General features: G+C 67.4%; 14 protein-coding genes. 7 read left to right on the plus strand and 7 right to left on the minus strand.

Annotated elements, in window-relative coordinates; genetic code table 11:
* Window positions 1–64: 64 nt before the first annotated feature.
* From DIE06_RS05970 to DIE06_RS05980, 3 genes are all read right to left on the minus strand, one after another.
* On the minus strand, window positions 65–1,156 hold the full coding sequence (locus DIE06_RS05970; protein WP_260433542.1) for a hypothetical protein: 1,092 nt from the start codon (window positions 1,154–1,156) through the stop codon (window positions 65–67).
* Between the two features lie 267 nt (window positions 1,157–1,423).
* Window positions 1,424–2,893: an NADP-dependent succinate-semialdehyde dehydrogenase gene (gene gabD / locus DIE06_RS05975; RefSeq protein ID WP_124660588.1), complete on the minus strand. Its 1,470-nt coding sequence runs from the start codon at window positions 2,891–2,893 to the stop codon at window positions 1,424–1,426.
* Between the two features lie 99 nt (window positions 2,894–2,992).
* Window positions 2,993–4,282: a 4-aminobutyrate--2-oxoglutarate transaminase gene (locus DIE06_RS05980; RefSeq protein WP_124660589.1), complete on the minus strand. Its 1,290-nt coding sequence runs from the start codon at window positions 4,280–4,282 to the stop codon at window positions 2,993–2,995.
* Window positions 4,283–4,402: 120 nt separating this feature from the next.
* Between DIE06_RS05980 and DIE06_RS05985 the strand changes: the two genes are divergently transcribed.
* Window positions 4,403–5,911: a PLP-dependent aminotransferase family protein gene (locus DIE06_RS05985; protein ID WP_124660590.1), complete on the plus strand. Its 1,509-nt coding sequence runs from the start codon at window positions 4,403–4,405 to the stop codon at window positions 5,909–5,911.
* A 96-nt stretch (window positions 5,912–6,007) separates the two neighbouring features.
* Here the strand turns inward: DIE06_RS05985 and DIE06_RS05990 are convergent, their stop codons facing one another.
* Window positions 6,008–6,844, minus strand: a complete 837-nt coding sequence (locus tag DIE06_RS05990) for a DMT family transporter (RefSeq protein ID WP_124660591.1) — start codon at window positions 6,842–6,844, stop codon at window positions 6,008–6,010.
* A gap of 115 nt (window positions 6,845–6,959) precedes the next feature.
* Between DIE06_RS05990 and selD the strand changes: the two genes are divergently transcribed.
* Window positions 6,960–8,024, plus strand: coding sequence for a selenide, water dikinase SelD (gene selD, locus DIE06_RS05995; RefSeq protein ID WP_124660592.1), 1,065 nt, complete (start codon window positions 6,960–6,962; stop codon window positions 8,022–8,024).
* 20 nt (window positions 8,025–8,044) lie between these two features.
* On the opposite strand, the gene DIE06_RS38175 is transcribed toward selD, so the two are convergent.
* Window positions 8,045–8,212 carry a hypothetical protein gene (locus DIE06_RS38175; RefSeq protein WP_185733354.1) on the minus strand — a complete coding sequence of 56 codons (168 nt, stop codon included), beginning with the start codon at window positions 8,210–8,212 and terminating at the stop codon, window positions 8,045–8,047.
* Between the two features lie 194 nt (window positions 8,213–8,406).
* On the opposite strand from DIE06_RS38175, the gene DIE06_RS06000 reads away from it, so the two are divergent.
* A complete protein-coding gene (locus DIE06_RS06000) occupies window positions 8,407–9,498 on the plus strand; it encodes a purine nucleoside permease (RefSeq protein ID WP_124660593.1) in 1,092 nt (363 codons plus the stop codon).
* A 218-nt stretch (window positions 9,499–9,716) separates the two neighbouring features.
* On the opposite strand, the gene DIE06_RS06005 is transcribed toward DIE06_RS06000, so the two are convergent.
* Both DIE06_RS06005 and ceoR read right to left on the minus strand, forming a co-directional pair.
* Window positions 9,717–10,013 (minus strand): DUF4148 domain-containing protein, encoded by a 297-nt coding sequence (locus DIE06_RS06005; RefSeq protein ID WP_124497192.1) that lies wholly within the window; start codon window positions 10,011–10,013, stop codon window positions 9,717–9,719.
* Window positions 10,014–10,430: 417 nt separating this feature from the next.
* Complete coding sequence (gene ceoR, locus DIE06_RS06010; RefSeq protein ID WP_124660594.1) at window positions 10,431–11,435, minus strand: putative multidrug efflux transcriptional regulator CeoR; 1,005 nt, start codon at window positions 11,433–11,435, stop codon at window positions 10,431–10,433.
* Between the two features lie 173 nt (window positions 11,436–11,608).
* Between ceoR and DIE06_RS06015 the strand changes: the two genes are divergently transcribed.
* Genes DIE06_RS06015 through opcM form a run of 4 tightly spaced genes read left to right on the plus strand, consistent with a single transcriptional unit; the run spans window position 11,609 to window position 18,523 of the window.
* Window positions 11,609–12,469, plus strand: a complete 861-nt coding sequence (locus tag DIE06_RS06015) for an alpha/beta hydrolase (RefSeq protein ID WP_124660595.1) — start codon at window positions 11,609–11,611, stop codon at window positions 12,467–12,469.
* Between the two features lie 31 nt (window positions 12,470–12,500).
* The gene (ceoA, locus tag DIE06_RS06020) at window positions 12,501–13,718 is read left to right on the plus strand and encodes a multidrug efflux RND transporter periplasmic adaptor subunit CeoA (RefSeq protein WP_124660596.1); all 1,218 of its coding nucleotides are present in this window, start codon (window positions 12,501–12,503) and stop codon (window positions 13,716–13,718) included.
* A 46-nt stretch (window positions 13,719–13,764) separates the two neighbouring features.
* Entirely contained in the window at window positions 13,765–16,977 is a 3,213-nt protein-coding gene (ceoB, locus tag DIE06_RS06025; protein WP_124660597.1) for a multidrug efflux RND transporter permease subunit CeoB, read from the plus strand.
* 10 nt (window positions 16,978–16,987) lie between these two features.
* The gene (gene opcM / locus DIE06_RS06030) at window positions 16,988–18,523 is read left to right on the plus strand and encodes a multidrug efflux transporter outer membrane subunit OpcM (protein ID WP_124660598.1); all 1,536 of its coding nucleotides are present in this window, start codon (window positions 16,988–16,990) and stop codon (window positions 18,521–18,523) included.
* Window positions 18,524–18,525 lie beyond the last annotated feature (2 nt).

The following is an 18,525-nucleotide window of genomic DNA, read 5'->3' on the forward strand; positions in this document are numbered from 1 at the left end:
GGATAAAGAGAAGTCACGGGCACGGCGTAGAGGCGCGCCGGCCGGCGCATCGCGCCGACGGCGGTCAGATCAGTGCCGGCTGCAGCGGCGCACGATGCTCGCGCACTTTGACGATGCGGTATTCGTTACGCAGCCCCTCGTCGGTGATGATCTGCGTCTGACGCAGATCGACGACCAGTACGTCTCCCTTCCCGAAGCGCTCGCCGGCGTCGACCTTCGCGAGAAACTGTTCGTCGTCCAGCGCGGCGAAGAACGCGAACGAGCCGTCGTGCACGCGCCACTTGTTGCCGTCCTTGAACACGACGGATTCGAGCAGCAGCACCTTGTGCGTGATCGTATCCGTGACCACTTCCCCGGGATCGTCACTCATCGAGAACGCATCGAGTTCATCGTTCTCGATCGCGAGTTCGACTGCGTCACCGCGAACGATGCCGAAGCTCGAGATGCCTTCGCGTTCGAGCGGAGACAGCACTTTCTGCAGGCTGACGCGGACCGCCCGGTTCCGGTAGAGCCGATAGATGGCTTCCTCGACAACGAAGGATTCCAGTTCCGATATCCAGACCCGGGTATTCGTCCCCTCGGGCTCGGTGCGCTGCGGCTTGCGCCCGCGCAGCGCGCGAATGAGGCCGATCAGGCCGCCGCCTCCGACGATGCCGAGTGCGGCGAGGATCGCCAGCGCGTTGCTGAACTCATTGGCGCTCGGCCCCGCGAACAGGTCGCGGAGCTGGCTCGCGAGCGACTGGACGAAGATCAGCTCGGAGTGGAACGAACCGGCCTTGAAGCTGCCCCGGACCTGGAGTCGAACCTCGGTATTCTCGCCATTGAGCTCCTTATTGGCGGACGTGAAGAGGTCGGCCATCGCGATCAGCGCCGGCGCGAGGTCGCGTACGTCCATCCGGTGCTCGGCGAGCGCCGGCCCGTCGTAGATCACGTTGAACGACTGGTGGTTGCTCGTGCCGCTGGCGCTTCGCGGCGGCGGGAGCATTTGGCGATGGGCGGTACTCACGATCATGAGAGCGCTCCGCGATTCGCAGGAGCGATGATGCACCTCGGGCATCGGTGGAGCCCGGGGCGAATGCGACGACGTGGCCGAGGGACGCTGCGCACGGGCTGTGCGCGAACCGCGCAATCGGGTGAGGTGTTCATGGGCGAGCAAACGGGATCGAGGTGGAACGCTCAATCTAGCGGTTTGCTGGCGAACGAGAAATGAGACTTGAACGAAATTGGGTGGGGTATGCCGTTCGGCAGAGACCGGCCTTGCGGTCGCAGTCGCAGTCGCATGCGCGGAGCATGCGGACATCGAGCGGACCGAGGTAGCGAAAGGTGACGCGGGCACGGCGGAGAGGGCCACCGGCCCGCGTCGGGACCGCCCGGTTCGGCCGGGCGGTCAGGGCCTGTCACCGAAGCGACGGGCCCCGAACCGTCAGACGGCGAGACAGAGGTACTTGATCACGACGTAGTCGTCGATGCCGTAGTGCGAGCCTTCGCGGCCGAGGCCCGACTGCTTGACGCCGCCGAACGGCGCGACTTCGTTCGAGATCAGGCCAGTGTTCACGCCGACCATCCCGTACTCGAGCGCTTCGGCGACCTTCCACACGCGGCCGATGTCGCGGCTGTAGAAGTACGCGGCGAGACCGAACTCGGTGTCGTTCGCGAGGCGGATCACTTCATCGTCGCTGCCGAACTTGAACAGCGGCGCGAGCGGCCCGAACGTCTCTTCCTTCGCGACCTTCATCGCAGGCGTGACGCCCGTCAGCACGGTCGGCTCGAAGAAGCCGTGGCCGAGCGCGTGGCGCTTGCCGCCCGTCACGACGGTCGCGCCCTTCGCGAGCGCGTCCTCGATGTGCGCCTCGACCTTCAGCACGGCCGCTTCGTTGATCAGCGGCCCCTGCGTGGCGCCCGGCTCCGTGCCGCGACCGACCTTCAACTGGCCGACCGCCGTCGCGAGCTTCTGCGCGAACTGGTCGTACACGGCTTCGTGCACGTAGAAGCGGTTCGTGCACACGCACGTCTGGCCGCTATTGCGGTACTTCGATGCGATCGCGCCCTGCACGGCCGCGTCGAGATCGGCATCGTCGAACACGATGAACGGTGCGTTGCCGCCGAGTTCCAGCGACACCTTCTTGACCGTCGCCGCGCATTGCGACATCAGCAGGCGGCCGACCGGCGTCGAGCCGGTGAACGACAGCTTGCGCACGATCGGGTTCGACGTGAGTTCGCCGCCGATCGCCTTCGGGTCGCCCGTGACGACGCTGAACACGCCCGCCGGCACGCCCGCGCGCTCGGCCAGCACGGCCATCGCGAGTGCCGAGAACGGCGTGGCTTCCGCCGGCTTCACGACGATCGGGCAGCCAGCCGCGAGCGCCGGGCCGACCTTGCGGGTGATCATCGCCGCCGGGAAGTTCCACGGCGTGATCGCCGCGCACACGCCGATCGCTTCCTTCGTCACGACGATGCGCTTGTCGCTCGCCGGCGTCGGGATCGTGTCGCCGTATACGCGCTTGCCTTCTTCCGCGAACCACTCGAGGAACGACGCCGCGTAGCCGATCTCGCCCTTCGCCTCGGCCAGCGACTTGCCCTGCTCGGTCGTCAGGATCAGCGCGAGGTCGTCGGCGTTTTCCATCATCAGGTCGTGCCACTTGCGCAGGATCGCCGCACGTTCCTTCGCGGTCTTCTTGCGCCACGCCGGCCATGCGGCGTTCGCGGCCTCGATCGCGTGACGCGTCTCGGCCGTGCCCATCGCCGGCACGGTGCCGAGCAGGCCGCCGGTTGCCGGGTTGCGGACTTCGAACGACTCGCCGTTCGCCGCGCCTTGCCATTCGCCGTCGACGTACGCCTGCTGGCGGAACAGCGACGGATCTTTCAGTGCCAGGGTTTCCTGAACGGTGCTCATATGAATCGCCTGCTTTGAAAAGGACGGATAAGGACGGATGAAACGGCCGCCGCCGTCATGAAGACGGCGGCGGCGCATTCAGTTGAAGTGGGCGGGAACTCAGGCCGGCACGCCGACCGTTTCCTTCAGCACTTCCTCGAGGATCACGAGCGCTTCGTCGAACACGGCCTGGGGAATCGTCAGCGGGAACAGGAAGCGCACGACGTTCGAGTACACGCCGCACACGAGCAGCAGCAGCCCGCGCTCGAGCGCGCGCGCCTGCACGCGCTTCGTGAATTCCGCATCCGGCTCGCCCGACCCCGGCTTCAGGAACTCGACCGCGATCATCGCGCCCGGGCCGCGCACGTCGGCGATCTGCGGCACGTCGGCCTGCAGCGAATTCAGCTTCGCCTTCAGCACGTCGCCGAGTTGCGTCGCGCGCTCGCACAGCTTCTCTTCGTCGATGATCTCGAGCACCGCGTGCGCCGACGCGACCGCCAGCGGGTTGCCCGCGTACGTGCCGCCAAGGCCGCCGGGCGCCGCAGCGTCCATCACGTCCGCACGGCCGACGACGCCCGACAGCGGCATGCCGCCCGCGAGGCTCTTCGCCATCGTGATCAGGTCGGCCAGCACGTCGTAGTGCTGCATCGCGAACAGCTTGCCAGTCCGCGCGAAGCCCGTCTGCACTTCGTCGGCGATCAGCAGGATGCCGTGCTCGTTACAGATCTTGCGCAGCGCGCGCACGAAGTCGGCCGGCGCCGGGTTGAAGCCGCCTTCGCCCTGGACCGGTTCGAAGATGATCGCGGCGACGCGCTTCGGATCGATGTCGGCCTTGAACAGCATCTCGATCGCCTTGATCGAGTCGGCCGTCGTCACGCCGTGCAGCGCGTTCGGGTACGGCGCGTGGAACACGTCGCCCGGGAACGGACCGAAGTTCAGCTTGTACGGGGCGACCTTGCCGGTCAGCGCCATGCCCATCATCGTGCGGCCGTGGAAGCCGCCCGAGAACGCGATGACGCCCGGACGGCCGGTCGCGGCGCGGGCGATCTTGATCGCGTTTTCGACGGCTTCGGCGCCGGTCGTGAAGAACGCGGTCTTCTTCGGGAAGTCGCCCGGCGCGCGTTCGTTGATCTTTTCCGCCAGTTCGACGTACGACGCGTACGGGACGATCTGGTAAGCGGTGTGCGTGAAGCTGTTCAGCTGGTCCGCGATCGCCTTGACGATCTTCGGGTGGCGGTGGCCCGTGTTCAGCACCGCGATGCCGGCGGCGAAATCGATGAAGCGGCGGCCTTCGACATCCCACAGCTCCGCGTTCTCGGCGCGGGCTGCGTAGAAATCGCACATCACGCCGACGCCGCGCGGGGTGGCGGCGTTCTTGCGGGCCTGCAGGTCGGCATTCTTCACGGTCATCTCCTTGATGTTCTGTCCGGTGGGATAAAAATCGGCCGCATTGGCAGCCCATGGAGGCGACTATAATCACATTTGGCTCTGACAATCAGAGCCATTTCAATAAATAATCAGGAGCCAATCATGCGCGCAAGCGTGTTGTCGGACTGGCTGGCGCAGCGCCTCGTGCGCGGCGGCGAACAGCCGATCTACCGGCAGCTGCACCGACTGCTGCAGCAGGCGATCCTGTCGCGCGAACTGCCGGCCGGCACGCGTGTACCGTCGTCGCGGCTGCTGGCCGCCGAGCTCGGGATCGCGCGCAACACGGTCACGCAGGTTTACGAACAGCTTGCGCTCGAAGGCTATGTGAACTCGGCGACGGGGCGCGGCACGTTCGTCGCCGACAGCGCGCCGGACGAGATCGTCGGCGCGCCGTCCGACCCGGCCGCCGGGCCGGCGGTGGTGCCATCGTCCGCGCGGCGGCTGTCCACGCGCGGCACGCGGCTCGTCGAGGGCGCGGGCGTGTCGAAGCGCCAGGGCGGCGCGTTCATGCCCGGCGTGCCCGATGTGTCGCGCTTTCCGGCGCGCGTGTGGACGCGGCTGCACAACAAGTATTGGCGGCGCCTGCGCCCGGATCTGCTGACCTACGCGCCGGGCGGCGGGCTCGCGCTGTTGCGCGAGGCGCTGGCCGACTACCTGCGCACGTCGCGTTCGGTGCGCTGCACGCCCGAGCAGATCGTCATCACGACCGGTATCCATCAGTCGATCGACCTCGCGGTGCGGCTCCTGACCGATCCGGGCGACGTGATCTGGACCGAGGATCCGTGCTACTGGGGCGTGCGCAGCGTGCTGAACGTGTCGGGGCTGACCACGCGGCCGATCCCGGTCGACGACGAAGGGATCGCGCCGTCGGCCGCCGATCTCGCGGAGCCGCCGAAGCTGATGCTCGTCACGCCGTCGCACCAGTATCCGCTCGGGATGGTGATGAGCCTCGCGCGGCGCCGGATGCTGCTCGAATACGCGCGACAGCACGGCTGCTGGATCATCGAGGACGACTACGACAGCGAATTCCGCTACGGCAGCCGGCCGCTCGCGTCGCTGCAGGGGCTCGATACGGCCGGGCAGGTGATCTATGTCGGCAGCTTCGGCAAGACGCTGTTCCCGGGGTTGCGGGTCGGGTATCTCGTCGCGCCGGAACCGCTCGCGGAGAGCTTCGCGACCGCGAGCGCCGAGCTGTATCGCGAGGGTCAGCTGCTGCAGCAGGCGGTGCTCGCCGAGTTCATCGCGGAAGGGCATTTCGTGTCGCATATCCGCAAGATGCGCACGCTGTACGGGCAGCGCCGGGAGGTGCTGCTCGATGCGGTCGCGCGGCGCTACGGCGACACGCTGCACGCGCTCGGCAGCGATGCGGGGCTGCATCTCGTCACGCGGCTGCCGAACGGTGTCGACGATCGCGCGGTCGCGCAGGCCGCGCTCGAACGCAACATCGTGGTTCGTCCGCTGTCCGGCTATTACGCGGAGCGCGCGCGCGCGGCGTCGGGCTTGCTGCTCGGCTATGCGTGCGTGCCGGAGGACGAGATTCCGACGGCGTTCGCGACGCTGGCCGAGGCGATCGACGAGCGCGCGTTCGACACGGCCGTCGCGGCGGTTTGACGGGAACGGGACGGCAACATCTACACTCGGCGAGGCAGGCCGCCGCAAGGGGGGCGAATGATCGTTTTCCCCTTGCGGCCTCGATGCTCGCGTGCGTTACAGCCGGATCAACACCGCGCCCGCGACCACCAGCGCGCACGCGGCGAGCCGCTGCGCGCCGGGCCGCTCACGCATCGCGAACCAGCCGATCGCGACCGCGAAGATCGAGCTCGTCTCGCGCAGCGCCGACACGGTCGCGACCGGCAGGTGCCGGTACGCGAGGATCACGATCGCATAGGCGGCGAGCGAGATCGTGCCCGCGACCGCGCCTTGCCGCAGCGACGCGCGCGAGCCGAGCACCGCGCGCGGGCCGCCGCGCACCGCGCAGACCAGCACGAGCTGCGGCACGCTCCACAGCAGGTATACCCACGCGATGTAGCTGAGCGCGCTGCCCGACACGCGCGAACCGATCCCGTCGCAGATCGAATACGCGGCGATGAACACGCCGGTGAGCAGCGCATACGGCACGCCTTCCGCGGAGAACCGCAAGCCGCGGCGCAGCGCGAGCGACATGATCCCGAACGACACGAGCGCGATGCCGGCAAAACCGAACGGCGTCGGCCGTTCGTGCAGCACGGCGAACGCGAGCACCGACACGAGCAGCGGCGACATCCCGCGCGCGATCGGGTAGATTTGTCCGAACTCGCCGCTGCGGTACGCGCGCGCGAGCGTGAAGCAGTACGCGACCTCGAGCACCGCCGACGCCGCGACGTACGGCCAGGCCGCGGGCGCCGGCGCGGGCAGCAGCGCGACGCCCGCGATGCCGAACGCGAGATACGGCAGCGACATCGTGCCGAGCTGGACGAGCCGGTCCTCGCTGACATGCAGGAACGCGTTCCAGATCGCGTGCAGCAGCGCGGAACACAGCACGAGGCCGATGAAGAGGTGATCCATCGATGAAGGCGCGGACGAAGGCGGGAGCGGGCAAGGGCCGTCAATTATGTGGGTATCGGGCGCGCTCGCGCGGAATTGTCGATAATGGAACGTTGTTATTCACCGGATGCCGACGATGACCGAAGCCACCCTCACCCCGCCCGCCGTTCCGCGCCTCACGAGCCTGTCGCACGGCGGCGGCTGCGGCTGCAAGATCGCGCCGGGCGTGCTGTCCGAACTGCTGAAGCGGGCGACGCCGCCGGCGCTGTTCCCGGACCTGCTGGTCGGCACCGAGACTTCCGACGACGCGGCCGTCTACCGGCTGAACGACGAGCAGGCGATCGTCGCGACGACCGACTTCTTCATGCCGATCGTCGACGATCCGTTCGACTTCGGCCGCATCGCGGCAACCAACGCGCTGTCCGACGTCTACGCGATGGGCGGCAAGCCGATCCTCGCGCTCGCGCTGGTCGGGATGCCGATCAACGTGCTGCCGCACGAGACGATCGCGGCCGTGCTGCGCGGCGGCGAATCGGTGTGCGCGGATGCCGGCATTCCGGTCGCGGGCGGCCACTCGATCGATTCGGTCGAGCCGATCTACGGGCTCGCGGCGATCGGCGTCGTGCATCCGTCGCGCGTGAAGCGCAACGCGGCCGCGCGCCCGGGCGACGTGCTCGTGCTCGGCAAGCCGCTCGGCGTCGGCGTGCTGTCGGCCGCGCTGAAGAAGAACCAGCTCGACGACGCGGGCTACGCACAGATGGTTGCGACGACCACCAAGCTGAACCGGCCGGGCGCCGAACTCGCCGCGCTGCCGGGCGTGCATGCGCTGACCGACGTCACGGGCTTCGGGCTGCTCGGCCACACGCTCGAGCTCGCGCGCGGCGCGAACCTCACCGCACGCGTGCATTACGCGTCGCTGCCGTGGCTGGCGGGCGTCGAGGCGTTCGTCGCCGACGGCGTGTTCACCGGCGCATCGGGCCGCAACTGGGCCGCGTATGGCGCCGACGTGCGCCTCGCGGACGGGCTGCCGCCGGTCGCGCAGGCGCTGCTGACCGATCCGCAGACGTCCGGCGGCCTGCTGGTCGCGTGCGCGCCGGATGCGGTCGACGACGTGCTCGCGTGTTTCCGCGCCGACGGTTTCGACCGCGCGGCCGTGATCGGCGAGATGGTGGATGGCCCCGCGCGCGTCGACGTCGCCTGACGCCGAATCGCCACACCGGATTATTTTGCGGTCGCTGGAATCGATGCCTTCCCTCGAAGGCATCGACGACCGATGAACGATTTCCTGTTCGGGCTGATGATCGCGAACCAGGCGATGCACATCGTGGTCCACATCGAGTAATTCGCATCGGTGGTGCGCGTGCCGACATCGGCGTGCGTGTCGGTCAATCCGATAGTATTCCTGATGTTATTGCGCGACGTGCATGTCGATTCCGTCGCGCATTCCATGCATGCCCCAGGCGCACTCGAACACCGCCTGCCGTTTCGTAGTCGGGTTCCGCATCGCGCACGCGCGTTCTATACTCCCTCGCGCAGTCTCCGAGAGCCGTTCTCACCCAACATCACCGAAACCAGGAACGCCGATGCTGACTCGCTCCATCCTTTCCGCAGCTGCATTCTCGCTTGCCGCCTGTGCGACCGCGCCGTCGATCGCGCAGGACCACCAGGGCAACGACCAGGGCAACGACCAGGGCAACGCTGCATTCGCCGAGACCGGCGCACAGGGCCGCCCGGTCAAGGTCATGATCATCACGATGTTCGGTCCGGAGGGCCAGGCATGGCTCGACCGGCTCGGCCCGTGGCGCGACATCACCGTACCTGGCCTGTCGCCCGACTATCCGGCCGTTCACTGCAACAAGCAGGACGTGTGCGTGGTGACGACCGGCATGGGTTACGCGAACGCCTCCGCGACGATCATGGCGCTCACGTTCTCGCAGCGCTTCGATTTGCGCCGCACGTATTTCCTGGTATCGGGTATCGCGGGCGTCGACCCGGCGCAAGGCACGGTCGGTTCCGCTGCCTGGTCGAAATACCTGGTCGACTTCAGCCTGCAGTGGGAACTCGATGCGCGCGAGATTCCGGCCGGGTGGAACACGGGCTTTCTCGGCATCAATACGAAGAGCCCGAACGACAAGCCGCCGCTCGACTATCGCACCGAAGTGTTTCAGCTCAACCCGCAGCTGACCGATGCCGCGTATGCACTGTCACGCAACGTCGTGCTCGCCGACAGCGCGCAGGCGCAGGCCGCGCGCGCGAAGTTCACGTATGCACCGGCGAACCGGCCGCCAACGGTGATCCAGTGCGACACGTCATCGGGCAATACGTGGTTCTCCGGCACGTTGATCGGCGAGCGCGCGCGCCAGTGGACGAAGATCCTTACCGACGGCAAGGGTACCTACTGCATGACCGCGCAGGAAGACAACGCGACGTATGAAGCGCTCAAGCGTGCGGCGAGCGTGAAGCGGGTCGACCTGTCGCGCGTCGCGGTGCTGCGCACGGGTTCCGATTTCGACCGGCCGTATGCGGGGCAGACGAGCGCCGACAACCTGCTGAACTACGCGGACCAGGGCGGCTTCGCTCCGGCGACCGAAAACCTGTACCGCGCGGGCAATCCGCTCGTGCAGGACATCGTCACGCACTGGAGCGAATGGCGTGACGGCGTGCCGCGCCGGTAACGGCCAGACGTCATCAGCCGGACGTCAGCGCGAAGGTCAATGCGCGTGCTGCGCGGACCGGAACGGCGTCCACACCGGCGTGGTGTCGTCCCAATGATCGAGCGGCGAAGGAAGTTGATCGTTCATCACAGGCTCCTGCAACTTACTGACTAATCGAGTGTTCGACGGCGGTATCACGACGCCGCGCGGCGGATCATCCGCTGCGCGGCGTCGCACATTTACCGGCCCGCGCCGGCGAGCTGGTTGCCTTCCGGCGTCGGGCGATACGGGCCTTGTGCGAGTTCGAGCCCTTGCGGATACGAATTCGCCTTGCGCAGCCAGGCCAGCGTGCCGTCGCGGCGAGCCTGCTCGACTTCCGCGCTGACTTCGGCGCGCGTGCGCGGACCGTTGTTGTGCTGCGTGTACCACGACGTGTTGCCGTAGTCACCGGCGTGCGGGGTGGTCGTATCGGCGAAGGCCGGAGCGGACACGGCGAGTGCGAGGGCAACGGCGGAGAGAAGGTGGCGGCGGTTCATGGCAAGACTCCTGTGTCGATATGAGTTAGCGCTCCAGCGCCGACTCCGGTCCCATCAAGCGGGATCTGTTCGATGCGCAACGAGGTGCGCGACAGGGTTTACTCTAGGTATCTGTCCGGGCGCGATAAATGCGGCAGACGCGAATTGATCTGTCGTGGTGGAGGAACAATCGCGATCCGCACCGTCGGCAGGGGTATTCGAGAATCGTGCACAGCCGCCTGCAGCGGGGCTCGCGGCGATACGACACGGCATGCGCGATCGCGCGCACGGCGATTGCCGCACGCGGCGCAAAGGTGTGATGCGGATTCGGGAAAGACGCTGTGCGCGGCGGGGAAGGTGGCACGCAGGTGACGCCCACACGGCACGCAGGCGGGACGGCGCGCGAACCTGACAGCCCGCGCGCCGCGCTTCAGACGATTACGCGACCCACTCGTTGATGACCGGCGTGTCGAGCGCCGGCGCGCGCTCGGCTTCCTCGAACGTGCGCTTGCTGCACGTCGCATCGAGGCTGCCCTTGCCGCTCAGCAGCGGGCAGCGGTCGAACACTTCGGCGATCCAGTCGACGAACACGCGCACCTTCGGCGACAGGTGCCGGCTGTGCGGATACACGACCGAGATCGGCATCGGCAGCGGCTTGATGCCCGGCAGCACTTCCTTGAGCCGGCCTTCGCGCAGCTGCGGCAGCACCATGAACAGCGGCGGCTGGATCAGCCCGAAGCCCTCGACGCCGCAGGTCACGTACGCATCCGCATCGTTGACCGACACGATGCTGTTCATCTTGATCTCGGTTTCCTTGCCGTCGATCAGGAACGACCAGTCGATCGTGCGGCCCGTGCGGCTCGAGAAATAATTGACGGCCTTGTGGTCGCTCAGGTCCTCGATCGTCTGCGGCTCGCCGTGATGTTCGAGATACGACGGCGAGGCCACCGTCACGCCCTCGAACAGGCCGACGCGGCGCGCGACGAGCGACGAATCCTGCAGCGCACCGACGCGGATCACGCAGTCGACGCCTTCCTGCAGCAGGTCCACCGGTCGGTCCGACAGGCCGAGCTGCAGGTCGATGTCCGGATAGCGCGTGTGGAATTCGCACAGCGACGGAATCACGAGCAGTCGTCCGATCGAGCCCGGCATGTCGATACGCAACTTTCCGTGCGGCTTCCGGTTGTTGTTCTGGAAGCTTGCTTCGGTTTCCTCGACATCGGCGAGGATCCGCACGCAGCGTTCGTAGTACGCGGCGCCGTCCGGCGTGAGCGACAGCCGGCGCGTGGTCCGGTGCATCAGGCGCACGCCGAGGAATGCTTCGAGATTCTGGATGATCGTCGTGACGGACGCCCGCGGCAGGCTGAGCGTTTCTGCTGCCTTGGTGAAGCTGCTTGTATCGACGACGCGAGTAAACACCTGCATGGCCTGAAGCCGGTCCATCACAACCTCCGCAATCTAATGAGCCCCCGGAACAAAGAGGCTGCGCCGCTTTGTAGGCGGCGCAGCCCGGGATTGTTCGGAGGCGTTGAATTGTGTTGCCGGATTATAGGCATTTATCCCAATGTCTGCCGGACCCAGAATTCGTTCCATCTCGAAATGGATGCTGCATCGTCATGGACGCTTCTGAATTCAGCAAATTCCTGCAAGCCGCGTTGCCCGCCGAAGCCAGAGCCGGCGCGGCATTGACGGTCGCGGAGGTGGAAATCCCCGGCTACGCGCAGGACATCGCGCTGCGTCTCTACCGGCGCGCGGACAAGACCGGATTGCCGGTAGTGCTTTACTTCCACGGCGGCGGTTTCGTGCGCGGCACGCTCGATGACGCGGATTTCGCCGCGCGCTTTTTAGCAGAACGCTTACCAGCTCTCGTAGTGTCGGTCGATTATTCGCTCGCGCCGGCCTTTCCTTTTCCGGCCGCGCCGGAGGATGCGTATCGCGCCGCCGTCTGGGCCGCGACGCGCGCCCGCGCGTTCGGCGGCAATCCGAAGAAGATCGGCGTCGCGGGGCACGACGCGGGCGGCCAGCTCGCGAATTGTCTCGCGTTCATCGCGCGCGATCGCGGCGAAGTGTCGATCGCCGCGCAGGCACTGTTCGGGCCGATGCTCGACCCGAGCATGACGCGCATCGGCGACGCCGAACGCCTGTCATCGGACATCACCGCGCGCGAATGCGCGGCCTGTTATCGCGCCTATCTGCCGCAGGCGGCGCAGCGCATGCACCCGTATGCGGCGCCGCTCGAATCGGTGCGCCTCGCGGGCCTGCCGCCGACGCTCGTCGTCACCGCGCAGAACGACGTGCTGCACGTCGAAGCGGAGAAATATGCGGGCTGCCTGATTTCGTCGGGCGTGCTCACGCAGGTGATCCGCTACCCGGACGTCACGCACGCGGCGCTCGCGACGCACGAAGCCGCGCTCGAGGAAGCCGTGCGCTTCTTCCAGTGCCGCTTCCAGGCGCGCCACCCGAACCGTTCCGAATAACCAGACCAATCCACGCTTACTGGAGATCCACATGGCCATCCTACGCACCTCCCGTTCCCGAATCGCGACCGCGGCGATCGTGACGCTCGCCGTCGTCGGCCTCGGCACGTTCGGCGCGATGCGCGTTAACGCGAACGCGCCCGAGAAAGCGGCGGCGCCGCTGCCCGAAGTCGACGTCGCGACCGTCGTGCCGCAGACCGTCACCGACTGGCAAGGCTATTCGGGCCGCCTCGAGGCGGTCGAGAAAGTCGACGTGCGCCCGCAGGTGTCGGGCACGATCGTCGCGGTGAACTTCAAGGACGGCGCGCTCGTGAAGAAGGGCGACGTGCTGTTCGTGATCGATCCGCGCCCGTACCAGGCGGAAACCGACCGCGCGGCCGCGCAGCTCGCCGCCGCGCAGGCCCGCAACGGCTACGCGCAGAGCGACTGGCAGCGCGCGCAGCGGCTGATCGGCGACAACGCGATCGCGAAGCGGGACTACGACGAGAAGCAGAACGCCGCGCGCGAGGCGAGCGCGAACCTGAAGGCAGCCGACGCCGCGCTGGAAACGGCCCGCATCAACCTCGGCTACACGCGGATCACGGCGCCGGTCTCGGGCCGCGTGTCGCGCGCGGAGATCACGGTCGGCAACGTCGTGTCGGCCGGCGCATCGGCCACGCCGCTGACGACGCTGGTGTCGGTGTCGCCGATCTACGCGTCGTTCGACGCGGACGAGCAGACCTACCTGCAGTACATCAACGGCGCACGCGACGGCCGCAAGGTGCCGGTCGAACTCGGCCTCGCGAACGAGACGGGCTATTCGCGCAGCGGCGTGATCGACTCGGTCGACAACCGGCTCGACACGTCGTCCGGCACGATCCGCGTGCGTGCGCGCTTCGACAACGCGGACGGCACGCTCGTCCCGGGCCTCTACGCGCGCGTGAAGGTGGGCGGCAGCGCACCGCACCAGGCGCTGCTCGTCGACGATGCGGCCATCAACACCGACCAGGACAAGAAGTTCGTGTTCGTCGTCGACCAGCAGGGCCGCGTGTCGTATCGCGAAGTGCAGCCGGGCATGCAGCACGGCAACCGGCGCGTGATCGTGAGCGGTCTTTCCGCAGGAGACCGCGTGATCGTGAACGGCACGCAGCGCGTGCGGCCGGGCGAGCAGGTGAAGCCGCACATGGTCCCGATGACGGGTGGCGATGCGCCGTCCGCGCCGCTCGCGGATAACGCGAAGCCGGCCGCACCGGCGAAGGCGGATTCGTAAGCGGCGCGCCGCTACGTTTTCCGCGTTCAACCAGACAGAGCAACCCATGAACATTTCCAAATTCTTTATCGACCGGCCGATCTTTGCAGGAGTCCTATCGGTGATCATCCTGCTCGGCGGGGTGATCGCGATGTTCCTGCTGCCGATTTCGGAGTATCCGGAAGTCGTGCCGCCTTCGGTGATCGTGAAGGCGCAGTACCCGGGCGCGAACCCGAAAGTGATCGCCGAGACGGTCGCGTCGCCGCTCGAAGAGCAGATCAACGGCGTCGAGGACATGCTCTACATGCAGTCGCAGGCGAACAGCGACGGCAACATGACGATCACCGTCACGTTCAAGCTCGGCACCGATCCGGACAAGGCCACGCAGCTCGTGCAGAACCGCGTGAACCAGGCGCTGCCGCGTTTGCCGGAAGACGTGCAGCGGCTCGGCATCACCACGGTGAAGAGCTCGCCGACGCTGACGATGGTGGTCCACCTGATCTCGCCGGACAACCGCTACGACATGACCTACCTGCGCAACTACGCGCTGATCAACGTGAAGGATCGCCTGTCGCGGATCCAGGGCGTCGGCCAGGTGCAGCTGTGGGGCTCGGGCGACTACGCGATGCGCGTGTGGCTCGATCCGCAGAAGGTCGCGCAGCGCGGGTTGTCCGCCGAGGACGTCGTGCAGGCGATTCGCGAGCAGAACGTGCAGGTCGCGGCCGGCGTGATCGGCGCGTCGCCGTCGCTGCCCGGCACGCCGTTGCAGCTGTCGGTGAACGCGCGCGGCCGCCTGCAGACGGAAGACGAGTTCGGCGACATCGTCGTGAAGACGACGCCGGATGGCGGCGTCACGCACCTGCGCGACATCGCGCGGATCGAGCTCGACGCGTCCGAGTACGGGCTGCGCTCGCTGCTCGACAACAAGCCGGCCGTCGCGATGGCGATCAACCAGTCGCCGGGCGCGAACTCGCTGCAGATCTCCGACGAAGTGCGCAAGACGATGGCCGAGCTGAAGCAGGACATGCCGGCCGGCGTCGACTACAAGATCGTCTATGACCCGACGCAGTTCGTGCGTTCGTCGATCAAGGCCGTGGTGCACACGCTGCTCGAGGCGATCGCGCTGGTCGTGATCGTCGTGATCGTGTTCCTGCAGACCTGGCGCGCGTCGCTGATTCCGCTGATCGCGGTGCCGGTGTCGATCATCGGCACGTTCTCGCTGCTGCTCGGCTTCGGCTACTCGATCAACGCGTTGTCGCTGTTCGGGATGGTGCTCGCGATCGGTATCGTGGTCGACGATGCGATCGTGGTCGTCGAGAACGTCGAGCGCAACATCGAAAGCGGGATGAACGCGCGGCAGGCGACCTACAAGGCGATGCAGGAAGTGAGCGGGCCGATCATCGCGATCGCGCTGACGCTCGTCGCCGTGTTCGTTCCGCTCGCGTTCATGTCGGGCCTGACCGGCCAGTTCTACAAGCAGTTCGCGATGACCATCGCGATCTCGACGGTGATCTCGGCGTTCAACTCGCTGACGCTGTCGCCGGCGCTGTCCGCGATCCTGCTGAAGGGGCATGGCGACAAGGAAGACTGGCTCACGCGCGTGATGAACCGCGTCCTCGGCGGCTTCTTCAGGCGCTTCAACAAGGTGTTCCATCGCGGCGCGGAGAACTACGGCCGCGGCGTGCGCGGCGTGCTGTCGCGCAAGACGCTGATGCTTGGCGTGTACCTCGTGCTGGTGGGCGCGACCGTGCTCGTGTCGAAGGTCGTGCCGGGCGGCTTCGTGCCCGCGCAGGACAAGGAATACCTGATCGCGTTCGCGCAACTGCCGAACGGCGCGTCGCTCGACCGCACCGAGAAGGTGATCCGCGACATGGGCTCGATCGCGCTGAAGCAGCCGGGCGTCGAGAGCGCGGTCGCGTTCCCGGGGCTGTCGGTGAACGGCTTCACGAACAGCTCGAGCGCGGGCATCGTGTTCGTCACGCTGAAGCCGTTCTCGGAACGGCACGGCAAGGCGCTGTCGGCCGGTGCGATCGCCGGTGCGCTGAACCAGCAGTACGGTGCGATCAAGGATTCGTTCGTCGCGGTGTTCCCGCCGCCGCCGGTGCTCGGCCTCGGCACGCTCGGCGGGTTCAAGATGCAGATCGAGGATCGCGGCGCGGTCGGCTACGCGAAGCTGTCGGATGCGACCAACGACTTCATCAAGCGCGCGCAGCAGGCGCCGGAACTCGGCCCTTTGTTTACGAGCTACCAGATCAACGTGCCGCAGTTGAACGTCGATCTCGACCGCGTGAAGGCGAAGCAGCTCGGCGTGCCGGTCACCGACGTGTTCAACACGATGCAGGTGTATCTCGGCTCGCTGTACGTGAACGACTTCAACCGCTTCGGACGCGTGTACCAGGTGCGCGTGCAGGCCGACGCGCCGTTCCGTCAGCGCGCGGACGACATCCTGCAACTGAAGACGCGCAACGACCGTGGCGAGATGGTGCCGCTGTCGTCGCTCGTCACGGTGACGCCGACGTTCGGCCCGGAAATGGTCGTGCGCTACAACGGCTACACGGCGGCCGACATCAACGGCGGCCCGGCACCAGGCTTCTCGTCGGGTCAGGCGCAGGCCGCGATCGAGCGCATCGCGCATGAAACGCTGCCGCGCGGCGTGCGGTTCGAATGGACCGACCTCACGTACCAGCAGATCCTCGCGGGCGATTCGGCGATGTATGTGTTCCCGATCAGCGTGCTGCTCGTGTTCCTCGTGCTCGCCGCGCTGTATGAAAGCCTGACTCTGCCGCTCGCGGTGATCCTGATCGTGCCGATGAGCATTCTGTCGGCGCTGACGGGTGTATGGCTCACGCAGGGCGACAACAACATCTTCACGCAGATCGGCTTGATGGTGCTGGTGGGGCTGTCGGCGAAGAACGCGATCCTGATCGTCGAGTTCGCACGCGAGCTCGAGCATGACGGCAGGACGCCGTTCGAGGCCGCGATCGAGGCGAGCCGGCTGCGGCTGCGCCCGATCCTGATGACGTCGATCGCGTTCATCATGGGCGTCGTGCCGCTCGTCACGTCGACGGGCGCGGGCTCCGAGATGCGGCATGCGATGGGTATCGCGGTGTTCTTCGGGATGCTCGGCGTGACGCTGTTCGGGCTGATGCTGACGCCGGTGTTCTATGTCGTGCTGCGCACGCTGGCGGGCGGCAAGATTCACGTCGCCGGCAAGGATTCGGCGGGGTACGGCGTGTCGCCGGGTGCGTCGGGTTCGGGCGTGCCGGCTCCGGATGCTTGAGGATACAACGATGAACAACATGCACAACACGAACGGCCTGATGCGCTTCGCGAAGGTGGCGGCCGCGAGCACCCTGCTCGCGACGCTGCTCGCCGCGTGCGCGGTGGGGCCCGACTACAAGCGCCCGGATGTGTCGACGCCCGCGGCGTTCAAGGAAGCGCCGACGCTCGCGGCCGGCGAACAGGCCGGCACGTGGAAGACCGCCGAACCGGCGGACGGCGCGCATCGCGGCGAATGGTGGAAGGTGTTCGGCGATCCGGTGCTCGACTCGCTCGAGTCGCAGGCGCTGGCCGCGAACCAGAACCTGAAGGCCGCGGCGGCGCGCGTCGAGGAAGCGCGCGCGGCGACCCGCACCGCGCGTTCGCAGTGGTTCCCGCAGGTCGGCGCCGGGTTCGGTCCGACGCGCGAAGGACTGTCGTCGGCGTCGCAGTTCCAGCCGCAGGGCACGGGCCCCACCACCGCGACGCTGTGGCGCGCGCAGGGCACGGTGTCGTACGAGGCCGACCTGTTCGGCCGCGTGAGCCGCAACGTCGAGGCATCGCGCGCCGATCAGGCGCAAAGTGAGGCGCTGTTCCGTTCGGTGCAGCTCGCGCTGCAGGCGGACGTCGCGCAGAACTACTTCGAACTGCGCCAGCTCGACTCGGACCAGGATCTGTACCGCCGCACGGTCGAACTGCGCGACCAGGCGCTGAAGCTGGTGCAGCGCCGCTTCAACGAAGGCGACATCAGCGAGCTCGACGTGTCGCGCGCGAAGAACGAACTGGCGACCGCGCAGGCCGATGCGGTCGGCGTCGCGCGCCGGCGCGCGGCGTCCGAGCATGCGCTCGCGATCCTGCTCGGCAAGGCGCCCGCGGACTTCGCGTTCAAGGAAACGCCGATCGTGCCGGTCGCGGTGAGGATCCCGGCGGGCCTGCCGTCCGCGCTGCTCGAACGCCGGCCGGACGTGTCGGCGGCCGAGCGCGCGATGGCGGCCGCGAACGCGCGGATCGGCCTCGCGAAGTCGGCGTATTTCCCGAAGCTCGATATCACGGGCGCGTTCGGGTATGAGGCGTCGACGCTCGGCAACCTGTTCCTGTGGTCGAGCCGCACGTTCCTGCTCGGGCCGTTCGCCGGCACCGCGTTGACGCTGCCGCTGTTCGACGGCGGGCGGCGTGCGGCCGGCGTGCAGCAGGCGCGCGCGCAGTACGACGAGCAGGTCGCGAACTACCGGCAGCAGGTGCTCGTCGCGTTCCGCGAGGTCGAGGACAATCTCGCCGACCTGCGCCTGCTCGACGACCAGATTCGCGCGCAGGATGCGGCCGTCAATGCGTCGAGGCGTGCGGCGACGCTGTCGCGTACGCAGTATCAGGAAGGCGAAGTCGCGTATCTCGACGTGATCGACAGCGAGCGGTCGGTGCTGCAGTCGCAATTGCAGGCGAACCAGCTGACGGGTGCGCAGGCGGTGTCGACTGTCAACCTCATCCGCGCGCTGGGTGGCGGTTGGGGCGCCGCGCCGACGGCGGTCGGCGATGCGGCGTCAGTCAAGGCGGACGTGGCCGCGCGTTGAGG

It is taken from the genome of Burkholderia sp. Bp8998 (genome assembly GCF_003854235.1).
Lineage (GTDB): Bacteria > Pseudomonadota > Gammaproteobacteria > Burkholderiales > Burkholderiaceae > Burkholderia.